The organism is Mesorhizobium sp. M0139 (genome assembly GCF_040322455.1).
Taxonomy (GTDB): domain Bacteria; phylum Pseudomonadota; class Alphaproteobacteria; order Rhizobiales; family Rhizobiaceae; genus Mesorhizobium.
Window position 1 is genome coordinate 21,347 of the sequence record NZ_JAMYTN010000032.1, and the last position, 19,161, is coordinate 40,507.

The 19,161-nt window shown below is 62.7% G+C and carries 24 protein-coding genes and 1 tRNA gene; 14 read left to right on the plus strand and 11 right to left on the minus strand.

Features of this window, described 5'->3' with window-relative positions; all coding sequences use genetic code 11:
• The first annotated feature begins 174 nt into the window (after window positions 1-174).
• The gene (locus tag NKJ58_RS30495; RefSeq protein ID WP_023672447.1) at window positions 175-468 is read left to right on the plus strand and encodes a GYD domain-containing protein; all 294 of its coding nucleotides are present in this window, start codon (window positions 175-177) and stop codon (window positions 466-468) included.
• A gap of 69 nt (window positions 469-537) precedes the next feature.
• The gene (locus NKJ58_RS30500) at window positions 538-918 is read left to right on the plus strand and encodes a thiol-disulfide oxidoreductase DCC family protein (RefSeq protein ID WP_023697082.1); all 381 of its coding nucleotides are present in this window, start codon (window positions 538-540) and stop codon (window positions 916-918) included.
• 45 nt (window positions 919-963) lie between these two features.
• Here NKJ58_RS30500 and NKJ58_RS30505 read toward each other — a convergent pair whose 3' ends face one another.
• Window positions 964-1,221, minus strand: coding sequence for a DUF2798 domain-containing protein (locus NKJ58_RS30505; RefSeq protein ID WP_023672449.1), 258 nt, complete (start codon window positions 1,219-1,221; stop codon window positions 964-966).
• Between the two features lie 271 nt (window positions 1,222-1,492).
• On the opposite strand from NKJ58_RS30505, the gene NKJ58_RS30510 reads away from it, so the two are divergent.
• The 3 genes from NKJ58_RS30510 to greA all read left to right on the plus strand — a co-directional run bounded on the left by NKJ58_RS30510 (window position 1,493) and on the right by greA (window position 3,140).
• On the plus strand, window positions 1,493-2,161 hold the full coding sequence (locus tag NKJ58_RS30510) for a PadR family transcriptional regulator (protein WP_352519632.1): 669 nt from the start codon (window positions 1,493-1,495) through the stop codon (window positions 2,159-2,161).
• A 101-nt stretch (window positions 2,162-2,262) separates the two neighbouring features.
• Window positions 2,263-2,556 (plus strand): HlyU family transcriptional regulator, encoded by a 294-nt coding sequence (locus tag NKJ58_RS30515; protein ID WP_023672451.1) that lies wholly within the window; start codon window positions 2,263-2,265, stop codon window positions 2,554-2,556.
• A gap of 101 nt (window positions 2,557-2,657) precedes the next feature.
• Complete coding sequence (gene greA, locus NKJ58_RS30520; RefSeq protein WP_023683799.1) at window positions 2,658-3,140, plus strand: transcription elongation factor GreA; 483 nt, start codon at window positions 2,658-2,660, stop codon at window positions 3,138-3,140.
• Window positions 3,141-3,187: 47 nt separating this feature from the next.
• Here greA and NKJ58_RS30525 read toward each other — a convergent pair whose 3' ends face one another.
• Both NKJ58_RS30525 and NKJ58_RS30530 read right to left on the minus strand, forming a co-directional pair.
• Window positions 3,188-3,766 carry a hypothetical protein gene (locus NKJ58_RS30525; protein ID WP_245260622.1) on the minus strand — a complete coding sequence of 193 codons (579 nt, stop codon included), beginning with the start codon at window positions 3,764-3,766 and terminating at the stop codon, window positions 3,188-3,190.
• A gap of 218 nt (window positions 3,767-3,984) precedes the next feature.
• Complete coding sequence (locus NKJ58_RS30530; protein WP_023689756.1) at window positions 3,985-4,620, minus strand: FMN-dependent NADH-azoreductase; 636 nt, start codon at window positions 4,618-4,620, stop codon at window positions 3,985-3,987.
• 109 nt (window positions 4,621-4,729) lie between these two features.
• Between NKJ58_RS30530 and NKJ58_RS30535 the strand changes: the two genes are divergently transcribed.
• Window positions 4,730-5,686 carry a LysR family transcriptional regulator gene (locus NKJ58_RS30535; RefSeq protein ID WP_023683802.1) on the plus strand — a complete coding sequence of 319 codons (957 nt, stop codon included), beginning with the start codon at window positions 4,730-4,732 and terminating at the stop codon, window positions 5,684-5,686.
• Here the strand turns inward: NKJ58_RS30535 and NKJ58_RS30540 are convergent.
• Window positions 5,619-6,245, minus strand: a complete 627-nt coding sequence (locus NKJ58_RS30540; protein WP_023672456.1) for a TetR/AcrR family transcriptional regulator — start codon at window positions 6,243-6,245, stop codon at window positions 5,619-5,621. The genes NKJ58_RS30535 and NKJ58_RS30540 overlap by 68 nt on opposite strands.
• Before the next feature lie 66 nt (window positions 6,246-6,311).
• Between NKJ58_RS30540 and NKJ58_RS30545 the strand changes: the two genes are divergently transcribed.
• Together NKJ58_RS30545 and NKJ58_RS30550 are read left to right on the plus strand one after the other, a co-directional pair.
• Entirely contained in the window at window positions 6,312-6,737 is a 426-nt protein-coding gene (locus NKJ58_RS30545; RefSeq protein WP_023711210.1) for a VOC family protein, read from the plus strand.
• Window positions 6,738-6,831: 94 nt separating this feature from the next.
• Complete coding sequence (locus NKJ58_RS30550; RefSeq protein WP_023711211.1) at window positions 6,832-7,743, plus strand: arginase family protein; 912 nt, start codon at window positions 6,832-6,834, stop codon at window positions 7,741-7,743.
• Window positions 7,744-7,747: 4 nt separating this feature from the next.
• On the opposite strand, the gene NKJ58_RS30555 is transcribed toward NKJ58_RS30550, so the two are convergent.
• Window positions 7,748-8,698 carry a S1C family serine protease gene (locus NKJ58_RS30555; RefSeq protein WP_023689759.1) on the minus strand — a complete coding sequence of 317 codons (951 nt, stop codon included), beginning with the start codon at window positions 8,696-8,698 and terminating at the stop codon, window positions 7,748-7,750.
• A 169-nt stretch (window positions 8,699-8,867) separates the two neighbouring features.
• On the opposite strand from NKJ58_RS30555, the gene NKJ58_RS30560 reads away from it, so the two are divergent.
• From NKJ58_RS30560 to NKJ58_RS30570, 3 genes are all read left to right on the plus strand, one after another.
• The gene (locus NKJ58_RS30560; protein ID WP_023817694.1) at window positions 8,868-9,740 is read left to right on the plus strand and encodes a S1C family serine protease; all 873 of its coding nucleotides are present in this window, start codon (window positions 8,868-8,870) and stop codon (window positions 9,738-9,740) included.
• Window positions 9,741-9,748: 8 nt separating this feature from the next.
• Entirely contained in the window at window positions 9,749-10,456 is a 708-nt protein-coding gene (locus NKJ58_RS30565; RefSeq protein WP_155924148.1) for a helix-turn-helix transcriptional regulator, read from the plus strand.
• A 119-nt stretch (window positions 10,457-10,575) separates the two neighbouring features.
• The gene (locus tag NKJ58_RS30570; protein ID WP_023672462.1) at window positions 10,576-11,442 is read left to right on the plus strand and encodes an SDR family oxidoreductase; all 867 of its coding nucleotides are present in this window, start codon (window positions 10,576-10,578) and stop codon (window positions 11,440-11,442) included.
• Between the two features lie 130 nt (window positions 11,443-11,572).
• Here the strand turns inward: NKJ58_RS30570 and NKJ58_RS30575 are convergent, their stop codons facing one another.
• Together NKJ58_RS30575 and NKJ58_RS30580 are read right to left on the minus strand one after the other, a co-directional pair.
• Window positions 11,573-12,088, minus strand: coding sequence for a TIGR00645 family protein (locus tag NKJ58_RS30575; protein WP_023672463.1), 516 nt, complete (start codon window positions 12,086-12,088; stop codon window positions 11,573-11,575).
• A 326-nt stretch (window positions 12,089-12,414) separates the two neighbouring features.
• Complete coding sequence (locus NKJ58_RS30580) at window positions 12,415-14,610, minus strand: OmpA family protein (protein ID WP_352519631.1); 2,196 nt, start codon at window positions 14,608-14,610, stop codon at window positions 12,415-12,417.
• 202 nt (window positions 14,611-14,812) lie between these two features.
• On the opposite strand from NKJ58_RS30580, the gene NKJ58_RS30585 reads away from it, so the two are divergent.
• Together NKJ58_RS30585 and NKJ58_RS30590 are read left to right on the plus strand one after the other, a co-directional pair.
• Complete coding sequence (locus tag NKJ58_RS30585) at window positions 14,813-15,259, plus strand: YcgN family cysteine cluster protein (RefSeq protein WP_023672465.1); 447 nt, start codon at window positions 14,813-14,815, stop codon at window positions 15,257-15,259.
• Window positions 15,260-15,479: 220 nt separating this feature from the next.
• A complete protein-coding gene (locus tag NKJ58_RS30590; protein WP_023672466.1) occupies window positions 15,480-15,824 on the plus strand; it encodes a hypothetical protein in 345 nt (114 codons plus the stop codon).
• A gap of 259 nt (window positions 15,825-16,083) precedes the next feature.
• On the opposite strand, the gene NKJ58_RS30595 is transcribed toward NKJ58_RS30590, so the two are convergent.
• A complete protein-coding gene (locus NKJ58_RS30595) occupies window positions 16,084-16,794 on the minus strand; it encodes an SIMPL domain-containing protein (protein ID WP_023686087.1) in 711 nt (236 codons plus the stop codon).
• A gap of 134 nt (window positions 16,795-16,928) precedes the next feature.
• Between NKJ58_RS30595 and NKJ58_RS30600 the strand changes: the two genes are divergently transcribed.
• Window positions 16,929-17,004, plus strand: a tRNA-Ile gene (locus NKJ58_RS30600).
• 96 nt (window positions 17,005-17,100) lie between these two features.
• Here NKJ58_RS30600 and NKJ58_RS30605 read toward each other — a convergent pair.
• The 3 genes from NKJ58_RS30605 to NKJ58_RS30615 all read right to left on the minus strand — a co-directional run.
• The gene (locus NKJ58_RS30605; RefSeq protein WP_245259832.1) at window positions 17,101-17,835 is read right to left on the minus strand and encodes a tyrosine-type recombinase/integrase; all 735 of its coding nucleotides are present in this window, start codon (window positions 17,833-17,835) and stop codon (window positions 17,101-17,103) included.
• Between the two features lie 485 nt (window positions 17,836-18,320).
• A complete protein-coding gene (locus NKJ58_RS30610; RefSeq protein WP_084566247.1) occupies window positions 18,321-18,551 on the minus strand; it encodes a helix-turn-helix domain-containing protein in 231 nt (76 codons plus the stop codon).
• Between the two features lie 271 nt (window positions 18,552-18,822).
• A partial coding sequence (locus NKJ58_RS30615; RefSeq protein ID WP_352854616.1) for a transposase occupies window positions 18,823-19,161 on the minus strand: 339 nt, incomplete at its 5' end.

The following is a 19,161-nucleotide window of genomic DNA, read 5'->3' on the forward strand; positions in this document are numbered from 1 at the left end:
GCATTCGAAAAGGGCGCCGATGGCGCCCTTTTTGTTGCCGGGTGAAGGCTCTTGTCGCCCATCTCCGTCGGGAGGATACTTGCCTGGTCGGATGCATGTTCTGGGCGAAAAACCGGATGTCCGCCCCGGCTGATGTCCTCAGCCGTGCTCCGTGGCGCCGGAGGGAGGTGTGTGATGACAACCTACATCCTGCTGATGAACTGGACGGAACAGGGCGCCAGAAATATCCGAGAGTCGCCGAAGCGGCTCGATGCCGCCAAGAAGCAACTGGCCGACATGGGCGGCTCGTTCAAGGCGTTTTACCTGACTATGGGCGAATATGACATGGTGGCGATTATCGAGGCGCCCGACGATGCTGTGCTTGCTCGTTTCGCCCTGATGCTGGCAACGGGTGGCAGCGTCAAGACGCGAACGCTCAAGGCTTTCCCGGAATTTGCCTATCGCGAGATCGTCACTTCGCTTGGATAGCGCTGGGCGCGGGTCCGTGCGGCTCGGCGTCATATTGCGGGGCCGTGCCGTCAGGGTGATAGTCGCGCCATGTCCAAGCCTGCGCTGACCGTCTGGTACAACACACGCTGCCCGGTTTGCGATGGCGGCATCACCCGGCAGAAACGGCGGCTGATCGAGGCGATCAAGGCCGGGCGGATCGAATTCCGCGACATCAACCTCGAACCGGCGGCGCTCTCTGGCTACAGCGCCTCGCTGGAGGACATACGCCGCCGGCTGCATGCCACCGATGCCGAAGGCAGGCTGCTGGTCGGCGCCGATGTCGCGGTTGCCGTCTGGCGGGCGACGCCGGGCGAGGGCTGGCTGGCGACGCTCTTCGGCAATCCGGTCGCGCTGCCGCTGACGCGCTTGGCCTATGATCGTTTCGCCGATCTTCTCTATGCCTGGAACCGGCGCAAGGGCCGCTGGTAGCGAGGCAAGGCCCGAAGATAACTGCGGGCCTTACCGTCATGGGCGTTACCGGGACGCCGGCTCGCAAAGCCAGCCGACAATGCGGCGCACCGCCGGCAGCACCATCAGCAACGTTGGGAACGCTACCAGCCAGGACAGGCCCCAGGCAGTGAGCCAGACAGCCGGCAAATCAGGTTGCAGTCCAAGGCTTTTCAGCGTCGATATGAACGAGACGATGAAGGTCATCAGCAGCGACAGCACCAGCGGGCTGACGATCGCGGCATAGCGCGCCGGCAGCTTGCCGCGCTTACGGGTCGTGGTCATTTTTGGATTTTCCTGAACATCCGGTCCGTCGCATTTGGCATCCATTGCGCCGGGTTTCCGGCGGAACTGCCCGGAAAGACCGGGGTGGATGCGTTGCTTGACGTCAGACGCTTACGGAGAGGTTTTGGCCCTCACGCGCTTTCTAGCTGCCGGCGGCGGCGAAATCAACCTTCTGGCGCCGTCTTTAGATACATCGTAAGATATATCTTGACTCATCGGCGGGGCAAACCTAATTAAGATGTATCGTAAGATATAACTCAAGGAGCAATTCATGCACAGACATCATCCCTTTGGCGAGCGCGCCGAGCGCGCTTTCCTGCATATGGCCGGCAAATTTGGTGGCAGAGGGGGCGGCTTTGGTCCGTTCGGCCACGGCGGACGCGGCGGTGGACGCGGCGGCCCGGGCGACATGTTTCGTGCCGGGCGCATGCTGGCCGACGGCGATCTCAAGCTGATCACGCTGTCGCTGCTGGCCGAGGCGCCGCGCCACGGCTACGACATCATCAAGGCGCTGGAAGAGCGCACCAGCGGCATCTACAGCCCGAGCCCGGGCGTCGTCTATCCGACGCTGACCTTCCTGGAAGAGGCCGGCTATGCGGCTTCAGCCGCCGACGGCAACAAGAAGGTGTTTTCGATCACCGAGGCGGGCCAGGCGCATCTCAACGAAAATCGCGAAATGATCGACGGCGTGCTGGAGCATCTCGAGCGCTTCGGCCGCAAGATGGCCAAAGCGCGGGACTGGTTCGGCTGGAACGACGACGGCGAGGAAGGCGCACGGCGTGGTGGTCGCTCGGAAGCCCGCGACGAGTTCCGCGCCGTGCGCCACCGGCTGCGTGCCGCTCTCGGCGATCTCGTCGACGCGCCGGCTAAAAAGCAGGCTGAGGCGATTGCAGTCCTGGAAGCCGCCGCTGAAGCCCTGGAAGCGCTATCGCACGGTTGACCCCTGGCGAGAACGCTTGCCCGTTCGACTGAGGAACGGTACTGAAAATCATCCTGCACCGCGAGACGTGGTGCAGGATGATTGCCGTTGGAGGAAGCCCCATGTCTTTTCTGAAGCGTCTTTTCGGTGGTGGCGGTGAGGGGGGCGAGCCCAAGAGCGCAGCACCGGCAAAGCAGGTTGAGCACAAGGGATTTTTGATCAGCGCCACGCCCTACAAGGCGGAGGGGGGCCAATACCAGACCTGCGGCGTGGTTTCGAAGGAAGTCGACGGCGTGATGAAGGAACACAAATTCATCCGCGCCGATCGCTTTGCCGGACTGGACGACGCCGTCGACATCTCGATCAAGAAGGGCATGCAGTTGGTCGACGAGCAAGGCGAGAGGATGTTCGGGTAAGGGCCGAACTGGTCGAGGCGCCGAACATAGGTTTTGCGCCGGTCATCCGTCGCCAGAATCTCGAATAACGGCAGTGGGCGGCAAGCAGAAAGTATCGACAATTGAGCGTAGCGTTTGCCAAGGAGGAAAGCGCCGAGGCAGCATCGGAAACCATCCTGCCGGCTCGCCCTGTCTCCGATCGGGTCAACCTTGTCACGGAAGCGGGCCTCAAGACGCTGCAGGTTGAATTGACTCGCGCCCAGCAAGCTCTCGAGGCCGCTAGCGTGCTGGAAGATGTCAATGAGCGGCGACGCCAGTCAGCGGTTCCGGTTCGAGATATGCGTTACTATGCCGAGCGCGTCCGTACGGCACAGCTTATGCCGGTGCCCACCTCTAATGAGGTGATCGCCTTCGGGCACACCGTTACCTTCAAACGTGATGATGGCCGCACTCAGACCTTCCGCATCGTCGGAGAGGATGAGGCCAACCCGTCTGAAGCTTCCATATCGCATGGTTCGCCGGTTGCCATCGCGCTGACCGGAAAAACCGTTGGCGACTTTGTCCAGCTAGGGCCGCGCGAACTTGAGATTCTGTCCATTTCCTAGGACGCAGGTATGATGCGCGACCGAGGCCGGTGCACCTTGAGACGTGATCAGATGCCCGCAATTGCCAAAAGCCAAGCCAGGATGTCGAGCAGCAGAAAAACCAGCGCAATCTGCAACGCCAGCCGGAGCCGCTGGATAATTCGCCAGTTGCCGGCCATGTCCGCCTTGATCCGAAGGGCAAGCGCGCGGCGCATGGCCGACATTGTCGTCGGCCTGTCGCCGTCGACATATTGATCAAGCAGATCTTCCGGATCGAAGCGGAATGTATATTGGTGATAGGGCCAAAGCATGAAGACGATCAGCCCGCCGATGCCGAACAACAGGGCCACTGCGGTCCAATCCCAAAGCCCAAGCCCGTTGGAAAGCGCCGCACCGCCGAGTAGCGAGTTGGCAAATGCGATGGCAAAGACAAGGCTGCCGGCGCGGGTGCTCATGTTCTCCACAAGCGTCTGCTGTTGAGTGAGACCTCTCACCGCCTCCTGATAGATGAACGCGAGACGCGGATCATCGTCGGCAACAGCGCTTGCGACAATTCCGTTGTTCTCTCCTCCACTCGGACATTCGGCCATAAGTTGCCTCTCTGTTTTGACAGGGTTGCACGAGTTTAGCCCGATCCGTCGGTGCAAAAACAGATTGGCCGTGGACCAACGGCAAATCCGATGGCGATGCCGGGGGCTCCAAGCCTATGAGGGCCAGCTGATGAACGGGCAAGAATAGTTGGCAGCCATCGAAAACCCCGCCACGAACACCACGCCATCTGCCGGTGGACCCTGCTCTCGGCCCCGGACAGCAAGAAGGCAGGCGCCGAAGCGCCCGCCTTTTCAATGCGAATGACGGGGTGTGCTTACGCGGCGATTTGCGCGCTCGCGGTCTTGGCCACCACGGCATCGACCTTGGCGGTCGCCTTGGCAAGTGCGGCGGTGACGGCATCAGGGCCCATGCCGACGCCTTCGATGCGGATGACGTCGACATCGGTCATGCCGAGAAAGCCGAGCACGCCGCGCAGATAGGGGATGGCGTGATCGAACTGCACGGCCGCACCTTCGGAATAGATGCCGCCCGAGGCGAGTACGATATAGACCTTCTTGCCGGTGACGAGGCCCTTGGGACCACCCTCGCCATAAGAGAAGCTCTTGCCGGAGCGGGAGATGTGATCGACCCAGGACTTCAGGGTTGAGGAGATGTTGAAGTTGATGAAGCCGGTGGCCAGGATCACGGTGTCGGCTGCGAACAGTTCGTCAAGCACGATGTCGGAGACGCCGACGACTTCGGCCTGGCGCGGCGTGCGGGCTTCAACGGGGGTGTAGATGCCGGTCGCATAATCGGTGTCGATGTGCGGCAGCGGGTTGGCCACGAGGTCGCGTACGACGAGCGTATTCGACGGGTCGGCGGCGACGAGCTTTTCAGCGAATTCGGTAGCGATACGGGTCGAGTGCGAGGCAGCGCCGCGCGGGCTCGAGGTTACAAGCAGGATAGACATAGCGGTTCTCTCCAGTGGGAATTGATTTCTCCCGCCTGATATGGGCCTACCGACCCATTCAAAAAACTGGTATATTTTCTATACGATCCATCCATAAAGTAGGTATGCCGTGCAACCCAATCCGACGCTCGACCAATTGCAGATCCTGGTTGCGGTCGCCGACACCGGCAGCTTCTCAGCCGCCGGCCGCAAGCTTAACCGCGCGCAGTCCGTCATCAGCTACGGCATCGCCAATCTTGAAGCGCAGCTTGGCCTGAAACTGTTCGAGCGCGAGGGCACGCGCGAGCCGCAGCTGACCGAAATCGGCCGGGCGATGCTGGAGGACGCCCGGCGCATGGTCGGCGTGCTGCAGCGCATCCGTTCGCGTGCCGACGGTCACCATCAGGGGCTGGAGGCTGAAGTTGCGCTATCGGTTGACGCGGCGCTGCCCTCGCCGGTGCTGGTGCGGGTGCTGAAGGCGTTCGAGGCGCAGTTCCCGACCGTGATGATGCGACTGCATATCGGCACGCTCGGTCTGATCCCCGACCATGTCGTCAGCGGACAGTCGGATCTTGGCATCGGTGGCTTGCTGGGCGAGGTCGACGTGCATCTCGTGCGCATCGGCTTCATGTCGATCGTGCTGGCTGCCGCCCCCACCCACCCTCTGGCACTGCTGCCGAAACCGGTGGCGCTCGAGGATGCGCGAGAGCACACCCAGCTGGTTGTCAGCGACCAGTCGGAACGCACCAAGGGACGCGACTTCGGCGTCTTTGCCTATCGTACATGGCGGCTGACAGATGTGCGTATCAAGCATACGTTGATGCGCGAGGGGCTGGGCTGGGGCGGGTTGCCGCGCTGGCTGATCGCGGACGATTTGGCCAGCGGCAGGCTGGTCGAACTCGACCTTGAACCCTTTAGCGAGGTGCGCTCATCGCTCTATGCCATGCACCGCGCCGACCGCAGCCCGAAACCGGCGGCGGCCTGGCTGATCGACCAGTTCAAACGCCAGCTCGGCTGCTTCAACGAGTTCGACCCGGACGACCTGCCTGAGGATGAGCCGGAGACAGCCCATCGATCAGAGCCATGAGCACGGCGCGATAGTCTTCGGCCGAGGCGCCGGCCTCGACGGCAAGTGCTGCGCGGTCGAAGGCAGCGGCGAGCAAAGCGGTCAGCGCATCGGCCGGCAGTCTGGTCATCGACTGTTCGCGCATTGCCGCAACCAGGCCTTCGCGCAGCGACCGGTTGCCGTGGCGATTGTCGATCGCATCCATGGCGGCGCGGCCAAGCACGGCCGGCCCGTCGAGCAGCAAAAGCCGCGTGCGGCCGGGCGCGCGCATGGCGGCGAGATAGGCGTCCGAGCCGGCAATCAGCGCATTGCGGGCAAACAAAGAAGGCGGCGAGGCGCGCTCGATCTCTTGCGCCACCGCCGCCGCCTCCTGCTCGACCACGGCGGCAAACAGCGCCTGCTTGTCGGCAAAGTGGTGATAGAGCGCGCCGCGGGTGACGCCGGCGGCCGCAACGATCTCCGGCGTGCCGGTCTCGGCATAGGACTTTTCGATGAACAGTTTGCGCGCCGCAGCGATCAGGTCGGCGCGCGTCGCTTCGGTGCGGTCGCGGTTGGAGCGGCGCGGGGTTTCTCGTTGCATACATGCAGCCTGTATGTTATTTCGAATTACATGCAAACTGTATGTTGGCTAACGGGAGAAAGAAAGATGAAGACGACGAGCTATTATCCGGTGCTGATGACGGGCGACGTAGCCGGCACAAAAGCCTTCTATATCAATCACTTCCGCTTCAAGCCGCTGTTTGCGAGCAACTGGTATGTGCATCTGCAGTCTGCCGAGGATCGCCGGGTCAATCTCGGTATCGTCCAGGGCGACCACGAGACGATCCCCGAGGGGGGGCGCGGCCGCACATCGGGGCTGCTGCTCAATTTCGAGGTGAGGGATCCTGATGCTGTCTATGAACGGATCGTTGCGGCCGGCCTGCCGATCCTGTGCCCGCTGCGCGACGAACCCTTCGGCCAGCGCCATTTCATCACCAGGGATCCCAATGGCGTGCTGATCGACGTCATCAAGCCGATCCCGCTCAGCCCGGAATTTCAGGCGCAATTCGCGGCGGGCGCGGCGGGCGCCTGAACAATGGCAGCAAATGTCGGCAGCGGCTCCGGCCGCTGTGGCCGGACCCGCACCATGCGGTCTATGTTGGTGATGTTGAAGCTGGGCCTGCCGCATGCGTGACATCTGCCTTGTTCGTGCGCCATCCAATCTCGGCCTTCGGCCCTTGGAGCCGGGCCATGTGCCCGGCACCTGGCGTGCGCCGCAGGCGCTGAGCGAAGCTGGTTTGATCGAGTCGCTGGCGCCGGGGCGGGTGGTCGATCTCGACAGACCCGCCTACAGTACCGAACCGCAACCGGGCACTAGGCTGCGTAATGGTCCGGCGATCCGCCGCTTCAACCTCGATCTTGCCGAGATCGTCACCCGTGCGCTTGGGCAAGGCGAGTTCCCGCTGATCATCGGCGGCGACTGCTCGATCCTGCTTGGCGCACTGGTCGCCGCGCGGCGCTCGGGCGCAGTCGCCCTGATCCATTTCGATGGCCACAGCGATTTCCGCCATCCTGGCAACTACGATGTCAATGCCTCACTCGGCTCGGTTGCCGGCATGGATCTGGCACTTGCCACCGGACGCGGCGAGGCTTTGCTGGCGCAATGGCCAGGTGTTGTCGGTCCGCTCGTCGCCGACGAGGCGGTGGTTCAGATCGGCGAACGCGAGAGCCGCGATGCCGATTTTGCCTGGCCCGACATCAATGCGACCGCCGTGACGCGCATCGACGTCTTTGCCGCGCAGGAACTCGGCGCGGCTGGAGTGTTGCAAAAGACAAGAGCGACGCTGGCGCGCGCCGGCTGTCCCTACTGGCTGCATCTCGATGTCGATGTGCTCGACCAGACGGTGATGCCGGCGGTGGATTCGCCCGGCAGCCCCGGCATCGACCCCGATGAACTCGTTGCCATTCTGTCGGCGCTGGCAGCGGACCAGCGCTGCACCGGCTTGGACATGACGATCTACGATCCCGACCTCGACCCGACCGGTGACCTTGCGCGACTGCTGGTGTCGCTGCTCGGGCGGGTGCTCAAGCCTCGATAAAGGCTTAGCTCGCCCTTGCTACCGGCGTCACCGTCACCTGGCTGACGCCGGTGCGGCGCACCACTGTGCATAGCGTCTCGCGGCCGATGCGTTCGGCGTCGAGCATGCGCACGAGGTCGTCGACGCCGGTGACCGGGCGACCGTCTATCGCCGCGATGATGTCGCCTTCCCTGAGGCCGGCCTTCGCCGCGGGTCCGTCTTTCTCGACGCTGCGCAGCCGCACCGCAGTACTGGTGGTCACCTGCGACAGGAGCGCTGCGCGGCGCGGCAAACTGGTGGTGTCGGCCGAGATGCCGATGAAGGCGCGCCGCACGCGGCCGAAGCGGATGATCTCCGAAATGACGAAGTTGGCGGTGTTGGAAGCGACCGCGAAGGCGATGCCTTGCGCGCCGTGGATCATGGCGGTGTTGACGCCGATGACTTCGCCTGCCGACGACACCAGCGGTCCGCCGGAATTGCCGGGATTGAGCGCGGCATCGGTCTGGACGACATCGTCGATCAGCCGCCCGGTCGAGGCGCGCATCGAACGGCCAAGTGCGGAGACCACGCCTGACGTTACGGTCCATTCGAAGCCGAGCGGATTGCCGATGGCAATGGCGATCTGGCCGCGCCGCAGCCGCTTGGAATCGCCGAGCGGCGCGACTTCGGTGAAGCTGCCATCGGCGCGCACCAGCGCGATGTCGGTGTCAGGGTCGCGGCCTAGCACGCGGCCTTCGCTGGAGGCGCCGTCGGGCATAGAGACGCGCACCGTTTTGGCATCGCCAACGACATGGAAATTGGTAACGACCAGCCCGTCCGGCGCGATGACGAAGCCGGAGCCATGGCCACCTTGGCCACCGACGCGCTCGATGCGGCAGACGGCTGGGCCGATGCGGTCGACGGCGTCGGCGACTGTCGTCGAATAGGCGTCGAGCAGTGTGTCGTCGGTTTCGAATTTGTGGGCGGCGAGGGCCATTGGCGGGGCTCCGTGTTTTCAGGCGCTATGATGACTATATGTGCGGAGCGGCTCGAACTGCCGCGACCTGACCAGATGGCCAGTCAAACCAGTAACTAGCCGTCAGACGAGTACCTCCGGGCGCACTGCCGAGCGATATCTGGGGCATGAGAAAACCCAGGAGATCATCATGAGTGACTTCAACCTTAATGCATTTTCCGAGGCCATCGCCGATCTCGCCGCCAAGGCTGCGCCGGCAACGGCAAGTTTCACCACCCATCACCATCGCACCGCCAGCGCCTTCCACTGGCGTGACGGCTATTTCGTCACCGCCGAGGAAGCGGTCGAGGCCGGTGAGGAGATCGAATTGACATTGGCTTCGGGCGAAGCGGTGAAGGCCGAACTGGTCGGTCGCGATCCGTCGACCGGCGTAGCGCTTCTGAAGCCGGCCGGCGCGGTCGCGGCGCCTGCGCTCGCCAAGGCTGACGCGGTACGGCCCGGCAATCTTGCCATCGCCATCGGCAGCAGTCAGGGTTCGGCGCTGGCCGTCTCGGGTTCGGTCGGCGAGGTCGGCCCCGCCTGGCGCTCGATGCGCGGCGGCAGCATCGATCGGCGCATCAATCTCGCCGTCAATGCCGGCGGCCGTTTCGAGGGCGGGCCGGTGCTTGACGCCAAGGGCGCGCTGATCGGCATGCTGCTGTTCGGGCCGCGTGGTCGTGCGCTGGTCATGCCTTATGAGACGGTCGAGCGGGCCGTGGCGACGCTGCGTGAAAAGGGCCATGTCGCGCGCGGCTATCTCGGCGCCGGCCTGCACCCGATCCGTGACGGCGCGGCGCGCGGCGCCATGGTCATGAGCCTCGACGACAATGGTCCGGCCAAGGCCGCCGGCCTTGCGCTGGGCGACATCATCGTGGCGTGGAATGGCGAGGCCGTGCACGGCCCGCGCGAACTGATCCGAAAGCTCGGGCCGGATAGCGCGGGTGCCGCGGTGACGCTCGGCGTGGTGCGCGGCGGCGAGCAGCGCGATGTCGCGCTGACCGTCGGTGAAAAGCCGCTGAGCTGAGAGGGCCGATGGAAAGCGACACGCTGACAAGGCCGGAGGCGGGTGGGCCGGAGGTGGGTGGGCCGGAGGTGGCGGGCGGCGGACGCCAGCTCGTGGTGCTGATCGCGCTGCACGATGCCGCGCGTGCCGAGCGCCTGTCGGCTTCGCTTGCCATGGCGGACGATCTGCTTCCGGTCGTGGCCGGCAGCGGGATTGCCGACGTCGCTGTCGTCGATGACGCTGTTGCGAACAGTGCGGCCTGGCTCGATCGGGCCGATGGTGGCAACAGCGCAATCCCACGGGTGCTGCTATCCGCGAGCGCTGGCCGGCCAGAAAACCGGGTGCTTGCCGTGCTGCCTTTGGCGTCGGATGCGAATCTGATCGCGGCTGCCGTCAGACTAGCGGCGGCCGGCTACCGGGTGTCCAGGGATGGGCGTTCGACGCCCGCTCGCCACGACGATTTCGATGGCGCCGCCAACGGCGGAAGCCATAGCGGGCTGTTCGGCGAGGAGCTGTTGGACGATGGCGCTACCGCCCGTCCGGCGCTGTCGCCGCGCGAGGCCGAAGTGCTGGCGCTGCTGGCCGAAGGCGCGCCCAACAAGGTGATCGCGCGGCGGCTGAACATCTCCGTGCATACGGCAAAGTTCCACGTCGCCGCGATCCTGATCAAGCTGGGTGCTGCGAACCGCACGGATGCCATCGCGATCGCGATGCGGCAGGGCCTGGTGCTGGTCTAACCCCCTTTTCCGTTTGAGCCTACGTTGCGTAACCCGTTGCAGGCTGCCGAGGCCTTGCGCAGTGCATTGCCGCCGCGCAATGGTTCGCGTCAGTGATGTAGCAAGGGAGGTGCCAAGACATGTCGCTCAAGGGAAAGACGCTGTTCATCTCCGGCGGGTCGCGCGGCATCGGTCTTTCGATCGCGCTGCGCGCTGCGCGCGACGGGGCCAATGTGACGATCGCGGCCAAGACCGCCGAGCCGCACCCGAAGCTGCCGGGCACGATCTACTCGGCAGCTGAGGAGATTGAGCAGGCCGGCGGCAAGGCGCTGCCTGTTTTGTGCGACATCCGCGAGGAGGCGCAGGTGGCTGAGGCGGTTGCCAAGACCGTCGAAAAGTTCGGCGGCATCGATATTTGCGTCAACAATGCTAGCGCCATCCAGCTCACCGGCACGCTGGAGACGGACATGAAGCGCTACGATCTGATGCACCAGATCAACACGCGCGGCACCTTCCTGGTGTCGAAAATGTGCATTCCGCACCTGAAGTTGGCAAGCAATCCTCACATCTTGAATCTGGCGCCGCCGCTCGACATGAAGGCCAAATGGTTCAAGAACCATGTCGCCTACACCATGGCCAAGTTCGGCATGTCGATGTGCACGCTGGGGATGAGCGCCGAGTTTGCCAAGGACGGCATCGCGGTCAATTCGCTGTGGCCGATCTCGACCATCGACACGGCTGCGGTGCGCAATCTGCTCGGCGGCGCGACGGTGGCGGCGATGAGCCGCTTACCCGACATCATGGCCGATGCCGCACACGCCATCTTCATGCGCTCATCGCGCGAGACATCAGGCAATTTCTACATCGATGAAGAGGTGCTGCGGGCCGAGGGCGTGACCGATTTCGCGGTCTATGCGCCGGGCGCGACCGGGCCGCTGGCCGGCGACTTTTTCGTGCCGGACGCGGTATTTGCCAATTCGCCGACGAACGTCAAAAGCATCTACTGACGGAAATCACGGGCCGACGGCGCTGCTTCCTCATCCACCTGCCGGCGTTTTTCGAAAAACCAAGCAATTGGCTTTTCGCCCGCTGTGCGGACCAGCCTCACCTCCCCATGAACGGGGAGAAAGGGGCTCATCACTCCTCGCCCTTCTTGCCTTTGCTCAGTCCCATCAGCCGGTCGATATAGGCCAGCATCAGCGCCGAGACGACGAAAGCGAGGTGGATGATGGTCAGCCACATCAGCTGGTCGATCGTATAGGAAGACGAATTCAGGAACACCTGCAACAGGTGGATCGAGGAAATAGCGACGATGGTCGAGGCGACCTTGACCTTCAGCGAACCGACATCGATCGTACCCAGCCAGTGCACACCGCCATCCTGGTCGTCGAAGCGGCTGACGAAATTCTCGTAGCCGGAGATGATCACCATCACCACCAGCGAGGCGACAAGTGCGGCGTCGATGAGGCCGAGCATCTTCAGGATGGTGTCGGTGTCGTCGAGTGTGAAGGCGACCATGACGAACTCGTAGAGTTTTTTGCCGAAGGACAGCGCATAGACGGCGAGCGCCAGGGCCAGCCCGATGTAGAAAACCACCAGCAACCAGCGTGAGGCGAGGATGATCGATTCGATGGCGAGTTCGAGACGTTTCATGCAGCGGTTCCGGTCAGCTTTCTGAGGTCGACTGGGGTATTTCGATCAGCTTGCCGCAGTTTGCAAGGCAAATTGCGACGCAAAAAAACCCCGCCGGGAGGGCCGGCGGGGTTCGATGCATCCCGCTGGAGTCGGGACGGGGCAGGGAACGCCCAGGGTTGAATCTGGGGAGGGCGGCCGCTCTATTCAATGAGCCGGTTCTAATACCAGTACAATTCTTGCTGAACCGGGATTGCTGTCCGCAGCTCGACCCATCCCGATCTGCCGGGATGGGTCCTTGTTGTCGATCTGATTCCAGAAAGCTGCTCAAGCCATTGGAAAGCAGATCAATTGTTACTCGCCACCGGTGCCACCAGCGAGGTGATGCGACGGATGCCGACACGGCGGTTCTCGCGGTTGGGCGCCGTGGTGTTGACCTTCAGGTATTCCTCGCCATAGCCCTGAGTGGTCAGGTTTTCCGGCGGGATCCCGAAGGCATTGGTCAGCGCTTCGGCGACAGACTCAGCGCGCCGGTCGGACAGAGCAAGGTTTGCTTCCGGCGTGCCAACCGCATCGGTGTGGCCTTCGATCAGGAAGGTTTCGGCCGGGTTCTTCTTCAACAGTTTCTCCATGGCCGTGGCGACGCCTTCCAGTTTCTGCACTTCGGTGTCGGATATCGAGGCCGAGCCGAACTCGAAGTTCAATGTATCGAGGTCGACGCGACGGGCAATGTCGCGCACGCGCGCCGAACGCTTCACTTCGTCGATGGAATAGAGGCGCTGGACCTTCTCCACCGGCGGTTGTTCGAGGAACTCGTAATAATCGTCCGGGCTTTCGACATCTTCCGAATCGAGGATGTACTCGCGGCGCGGGATGGTGAGCCGCATCGGCGGCAGGTCGTCACCGGGATCGCGCCAGTCATTGTCGTCGTCATAGCTGCGCTCGTCGACATAGCTCAGCACATATTCGTGCCCATCCGGCGTGATGCGCGATCGCCTGATGACGTCGCCATTGCGGTTGCGGATGGTGACGATCTGGATGCCATTGTCGCGCTCGACGATTTCCCGAGAGCGATCGCCCGACAGTTCCTCATAGTAAACATTCCTGGCGCCGCGGTGCATGCGCGGAGCGTCATTGCTTTCCACGATCGTCTGGTTGTTGAACTGCAGGATGACGCGGTCGCCGAGTTCCTTGACGACGTCGACGCCTTTCGGACGCCGGCGGTCGCGGACGTTCTCATCGGGTGCACGCTCGACGCGTTTGCCTTTTTCCTCCGTCACCGGGGCGATCTTTTCTGGCTGAATTGCCTGCTGAGCTGACTTGTCGTCGGTGGGCGGCGGTCCCTGGTCGACCGGAGCCGGCTTCGGGGCTTGCGCCTCGGTGCCGCCCTGCGCGGGCTGCTCGCCCGTCTGGCCGCCAGCATTCTGGCCGTTCCCATTTTGGCCGTCGCCATTCTGGCTGTTGCCGCCCTGGTCCTTGCGGTGCTTGCGCCTGGCATCCTTCTGGCTGTCCAGGATGGGTGCTTCGTCGGGGTTGGCCGTGGCTTCGCCTTGCGTCGGCGTCTCACGTTGCGCGGGCTGCTCGGCATTGGCCGGTTGCTCCGCAGGCTGTGGTTCACCGGTCGCAGGCTGCTGTTCGCCCGTCACCGGCTGTTCGCCGACAGTTTTTTTGCCGTGCTTTTTCGCCTGATCCTTCGGCTGTTCACCTTCGGCGGGAGCCGCTTGCTGATCGGCCGGGGGCTGAATCGGCTCGGCCTGCGGCGCGGGCTCTCCGGCAGGCGCAACTTTGACGTCTGGCGCTTTGTCGGCAGGCGCGGCCTCAATCTGCTGATCCTGCTTGCGCTTTTTCTTGCCCGACTTGTTGTCGTTTGCCGGCGCCACCTGTTCGGTGGGCGCTGCCTGCTCGGCAGGCTGCTGGGCCGGCTGTTCAGCGGGCGCCGCTTCGATCTGCTGTTGGTCGCGCTTCTTCTTGCGTGGCTTTAGCGGCTGTTCTTCATTTGCCGGAGCTACCTGTTCGGCCGGTTGTTCAGCCGGTGCTGCCTCGATCTGCTGCTGGTCACGCTTCTTCTTGCGTGGCTTGAGCGGCTGCTCATCGGTCGCCGGCGCTGCCTGGGCGCCGCCCTCATCCGCAGGCGCCGCCTCGATCTGCTGCTGTTGATTGCGCTTCTTTTTGCGCGGCTGCTGTTCCTCGGCGGCAGGTGCGGCCTGTTCGGCCGGGGCCTGCTCGGTCTGCTGCTGATCCCGCTTCTTCCTGCGCGGCTGTTGTTCCTCGGCGGCAGGGGCGGGTTGCTCTGCAGCCGGTGCAGGCTGCTCGGCGGCCGGCGCTGCCTGTTCGGCCTGCTGGCGTTTCTTTTTGCGCGGCAGTTCCTGGTCGGTCTGCTGACCATCTGCAGCAGGGTCGTCCTGGACCAGGATCAGTGGCGCGGCCGTGTGCTGCAAGGGGCCGAAAACGGCGTTGCCCTGCAACGGGGATGCGCCCAACGGCGCGGATGCCATAAGCAGGCCAAGTGCCGTACCTGCCAGTACCCGTGGTTGGCGTTTCATCTTAAATTCTCCTTGTGGGGTCCCATCCCTGCCCAAACTGTCCTTGACCGGATTGGTTCCGGTTTGCAGGCATTACCCGCACCCAAGGACGATTGACCGGCGTTTTGAAGGCAACTTCATGTTTTTCCTATGGTGCGGCCGGAACTTGAAGTCACACAACAGCTTGACCTTGCCGCATGCGGAGGCCACATCTCGACCCATAATGGAAACGCCGTTCTGGAAGACCAAGACGCTGGAAGCGATGACGCCCACCGAGTGGGAATCGCTGTGCGACGGCTGCGGAAAATGCTGCCTGTCTAAACTCGAGGACGAGGATACCGGCGAGATCTACTGGACATCAGTCGGCTGCCGGCTGTTCGATGGGCAAAGCTGCCGCTGTTCGGACTATGCCAACCGGCTGGCGCGCGTGCCGGACTGTGTCGGGCTGACGCCGCAGAATGTGCGCACCATCACGTGGCTGCCGAAAACCTGTGCCTACCGGCTGGTTGCCGAGGGGCACGACCTCTATTGGTGGCACAGGCTGGTGTCGGGAAGTGCCGAGACCGTTCATGATGCCGGCATCTCCATGCGCGGCCGCGTCCGCGCCAGTGAGACCGATCTGGCCGAGCCGGACGACTATTTCGACTATATGCTCGATGACGAGCCCTGAGCATTCTGGAACGGACGCTGCCATAGGGCGTTCTGCGCCATTGGACGTTTTTGACGATCAGGATCGTTTGCAGCGGTGGAAGGGGCGGTTGCTTTCAACCTGTCGGGCAGATTAACCGAAAATGAACGGCCGGTTCGCGAACAGTTCAGATTGCAAGGAGCATTCTCCCCCCATCGGTTCGACCAAGACGGGCGCAAGCCCTCAACAAGGAGAGAAGACAATGTTCAACTCATTCAAGACGGCAGCCCTTTCGGGTCTCGTAGCTCTCGGCACCCTTGCCGCAGTGCCCGCTCAGGCGGACTCGATCTATCTCGGCTTCGGCAACAACCATGACCGCCGCGTCGGCGTCTACACCGGCGACGATGAGGACGGCTTTCGCCGTGACCGCAATTGGCGCCGCTGCTCGCCGGACCGCGCCCTCGACAAGGCCGAGCGCATGGGCCTGCACCGCGTCCGCATCGTCGATGTCAATCGCCGCGTGGTGAAGGTCGCCGGCCGCCAGTATGGCGATCGCGTAGTGGTCGTGTTCGCCAATGAGCGCGGCTGCCCGGTTATCTATCGCTAAGAGAACCAGACTGATCTTCTGCGAAGATCAGTCTGGGATACGACCTTCTGCGAAGGTCGATCCGGAGGCATGTTCCTCTGCGAGGATCAGCCTGGAGTAGCGGCATGACCCTTCTAGGGTCAGCCAGGAGCCCCTTTCCCTCCGCGGAAAGGTGCGGCTCGAAAAAACCCCGGAGGCCAGTCCTCCGGGGTTTTTCATGTCGGAAATCTGCGGTTCCGGCCGACGGGTTCAGCAGAACCGCGCCCGGCCCGGCGGCCTGCTACTTAAGCTCGAATGTCACTGTTACCTGCACGGCGTAGGCATTCTCGCCGGCCTGCACGGGAACCGCGGCGCCTGCCGCATCGAAGGCCTTGGCATTGATCGGCATCGGCGCCGGCGCAACGTTCTGGTCGGTGATTTCCAGCACCCGGCCTATGCTGACGCCGGCGGCTTCGGCCAGCGTCTTGGCCTTGGCCATGGCATCGGCGACCGCCTTCTTGCGGGCTTCGGTGACGGCAGCTTTCGGGTCTTCGTTGGAGAACGAAATGCCGCCGCCCTGGTTGACGCCGAGCGACACAGCCTTGTCGAGAATCTCACCTGTCTTGTCGATGTCGCGGATGCGCACCGAGAGTGTGTTGGTCACCTGGTAGGCTACAAGCTCGGCTTCCTGGCTGCCGTCCGGTTTGTTGGTGTAGTTGTAACGCGGGTTGATCTGGATGCCGGCGGTCTGCAGGTCGCGGTCCTTGATCCCTGCCGACTTCATTGCCGCGATCACGGCGGCCATGGCGTCGTTGTTGGCGTCGAGTGCCGCGCGTGCGGTGTTGGCCTCGCGCATGACGCTGAGCGTCAGCAGCGCCAGGTCAGGCGCCACGGTCGACTGGCCTTCACCCGACACGATGATGCGGGGCGGGGGCAGCGAATCGGCAGCGCTTGCCATCGCCGGAAAAGCGATCGCGGCGGCAAGTGCGAGCGGCAAAATATGTCTGGTCATGAAAATCTCCTCGGTGTGCGATCCAGTCGCGCCTGTCGACTAGGGCGCGAATATGGGCTGATTTGGGCGATCTCGGCCAGCCCGTCCGGAAAGCCTTGTGCCGCGCAAGGAAAAACACTAATCCAGCGCGCGTGGGGCCTGTAGCTCAATGGTTAGAGCCGGCGGCTCATAACCGCTTGGTTGGGGGTTCGAGTCCCTCCGGGCCCACCATAACCATTGATTTCATTATTAAAGATATGCCTCGGCCCAAAACGTTTTGGGCCCATTATGGGCCCGAAGAAAAGGGCACCCGATATGGGACCCTGCTCATGGTCGGTTGATTTCACTTACTTGACGACGCGCAGGGCCGCTCGGTGCTTCATCGCATCGTTTGGCCTCGCGCTCGTTGATGGCGCGGGCTATGTCGACGGCCATTCGCTTCTTGTTAGCCTCCCGGACATATTCGTCCGTCACCGTCATGGAAGAATGCCCCATCGCCTCCATGATGGCACGCGATTGGATGTTGCATTCGGCGAGATACGTGCCGAAGGTGCGGCGTAGCCCGTGGAGAGTGTAGCCCTCCGGAATGCCGGCCTGCTTGTTCCAATGTGCCATCATGCCGGTGAGGCTCTTTTCCGCGAATGGACGCCCATAGGCATTCTTCAGTACCGTTCCGCCTTTCGAACGGTCGAGCGGCGCCAAGGCTTGCGCCAGCTTGTCGAGGATGGGGATAAACATCTCGCGACCGCCGTGACGGTTGCGGTTCTTCTTCTGCCGGAAATCGAAGGCTTCGATCACCCCTAGGGAGCCATCGAACAGTTCGATCTCCTCGAAAACCAAATCGTCCCATTGCAACGAGGCGATATCGCCTCGTCGGTTGCCGAGCCAAAAGGCGAGCGCGTAACAGGTGCGCGGCGGGGAGCCGATCGGATGGCGCGCCTCGAACTTTTCACGAATGGGGACCGGCCACGCGGGATTGGTGGTGGATTTAGGAATGCGGACGCGGATCGACAGTGAGGGATTGTTCTGCGGTTTGATCCATTTCTCAACTTCGATCCCCACCCACAGGAGCTTCTTGATTGCGACCAGCAGGTGCTTGGCAACCGTCCGGTTGGCGGCAAAGGCGCTTTCGACAATCGCACGCAGATGGTCGGCGTCGAGATGTTCTACTGGCGTATCGCGCCAAGTCAGCGGGTAGGCAGGTTCGACCTGCTCCGAAGGAAGCGTTCAATCAGCCTGGCATTCTTCCGCTGCGTTGCTTCGTCCAGCCATTCCATAGTCCCTTCAAGTCGCCGCGCTGCATGACCGAACGTCTTTGGCAACGCCCGACCGGGTAGGTCGATAATAATTGCCTTTAGGCCCTGGCTCTGGGTCGCCCTTTGTAGGCAGCCTCGAATTCCGGATCACCGGGCTGGCCGGGGAGGCGGATTTCAGGCATTCCCTCTGCACGATAGCGATAGACTGTCTTTCCATTTTTGAGGCGCGACGAAACGCCGGGGAAAGTGTCATCTTTGAATGGCCGGGCGATTAGGCCTCCTTCCAGTCCTCTACCGCCGCTTTTTCACATGCGGAGAGACCTCTATCATCGCTTCAAGCGAAAGGTTTTTGCTTTCGAGGGCAACGCGTAGGAGTTTCGGGTACGGGAAACCTCGACCTTGCTCGATGCCCTCGTATGTGCGTTTCGGTATTCCCAACACCTTCGCTGCACTCTCAGCAGTGAAACCTCCCTTCGAACGCCAGGCTTTCACATCTCGCGCAAGCTTGTCATTCTCGTTCACGTCATCATTCCACTCGGAGGATAATGGTACTACGCCCACAGCGTATACGCAATGCGCGTAGCTTCCTATCTTGTTGCCGCCTTCTGCTTACTCCGATCTAACAGTTCTTGGAGGCCGTTATCTTTGTCTGGCAGGGAGGAGAAAGCGATATCGAGGGTGACACGATCCCAAATCGTGCGACTGTTGATGAGCTTAGGCCTCGGCATGCGGCTATCGGCAACCATTGGTTGTGTGCGTCAAGTTCTGCAAAATGGGGCAGCCATGATGCTGGTCATGCGGCTTGGCGCAGAGCGAGCTTCTTGTGCTCGCGCAGGTCGTCCATGTTGATGTATCGGTTGGCCTCCATCCAGTTTGCGTTGGTCTCGACGGCCAAGGCCCTGACCAGGCGCAGGCAGCTTTCGGTGTTGGGGAAGATGCGCACGACATAGGTGCGCCGGCGGATTTCCTCGTTGAGCCGCTCCAGCATGTTGGTGGATTTGAGATGCTTGTGGTGCTGTCTCGGCAGCCTGAAGAAGGTCAGGGTTTGTTCGATGGCATCCTCGGCCCAGCCTGTCAGGCGCGGATAGCGTGCCGACCATTTGGCAAGCCATGCGGCAAGATCAGCCCTGGC

Bases quoted from the DNA above. Each gene is read 5' to 3' on its own strand.
- NKJ58_RS30570 (WP_023672462.1), top strand. From the start codon at position 10,576: ATGTCGCTCAAGGGAAAGACGCTGTTCATCTCCGGCGGGTCGCGCGGC.
- NKJ58_RS30595 (WP_023686087.1), bottom strand. From the start codon at position 16,794: ATGACCAGACATATTTTGCCGCTCGCACTTGCCGCCGCGATCGCTTTT.
- NKJ58_RS30510 (WP_352519632.1), top strand. From the start codon at position 1,493: ATGCACAGACATCATCCCTTTGGCGAGCGCGCCGAGCGCGCTTTCCTG.
- NKJ58_RS30515 (WP_023672451.1), top strand. From the start codon at position 2,263: ATGTCTTTTCTGAAGCGTCTTTTCGGTGGTGGCGGTGAGGGGGGCGAG.
- NKJ58_RS30540 (WP_023672456.1), bottom strand. From the start codon at position 6,245: ATGCAACGAGAAACCCCGCGCCGCTCCAACCGCGACCGCACCGAAGCG.
- NKJ58_RS30585 (WP_023672465.1), top strand. From the start codon at position 14,813: ATGGAAACGCCGTTCTGGAAGACCAAGACGCTGGAAGCGATGACGCCC.
- NKJ58_RS30545 (WP_023711210.1), top strand. From the start codon at position 6,312: ATGAAGACGACGAGCTATTATCCGGTGCTGATGACGGGCGACGTAGCC.
- NKJ58_RS30555 (WP_023689759.1), bottom strand. From the start codon at position 8,698: ATGGCCCTCGCCGCCCACAAATTCGAAACCGACGACACACTGCTCGAC.
- NKJ58_RS30530 (WP_023689756.1), bottom strand. From the start codon at position 4,620: ATGTCTATCCTGCTTGTAACCTCGAGCCCGCGCGGCGCTGCCTCGCAC.
- NKJ58_RS30580 (WP_352519631.1), bottom strand. From the start codon at position 14,610: ATGAAACGCCAACCACGGGTACTGGCAGGTACGGCACTTGGCCTGCTT.
- NKJ58_RS30550 (WP_023711211.1), top strand. From the start codon at position 6,832: ATGCGTGACATCTGCCTTGTTCGTGCGCCATCCAATCTCGGCCTTCGG.
- NKJ58_RS30495 (WP_023672447.1), top strand. From the start codon at position 175: ATGACAACCTACATCCTGCTGATGAACTGGACGGAACAGGGCGCCAGA.
- NKJ58_RS30560 (WP_023817694.1), top strand. From the start codon at position 8,868: ATGAGTGACTTCAACCTTAATGCATTTTCCGAGGCCATCGCCGATCTC.
- NKJ58_RS30575 (WP_023672463.1), bottom strand. From the start codon at position 12,088: ATGAAACGTCTCGAACTCGCCATCGAATCGATCATCCTCGCCTCACGC.
- NKJ58_RS30590 (WP_023672466.1), top strand. From the start codon at position 15,480: ATGTTCAACTCATTCAAGACGGCAGCCCTTTCGGGTCTCGTAGCTCTC.
- NKJ58_RS30500 (WP_023697082.1), top strand. From the start codon at position 538: ATGTCCAAGCCTGCGCTGACCGTCTGGTACAACACACGCTGCCCGGTT.
- NKJ58_RS30565 (WP_155924148.1), top strand. From the start codon at position 9,749: ATGGAAAGCGACACGCTGACAAGGCCGGAGGCGGGTGGGCCGGAGGTG.
- NKJ58_RS30505 (WP_023672449.1), bottom strand. From the start codon at position 1,221: ATGACCACGACCCGTAAGCGCGGCAAGCTGCCGGCGCGCTATGCCGCG.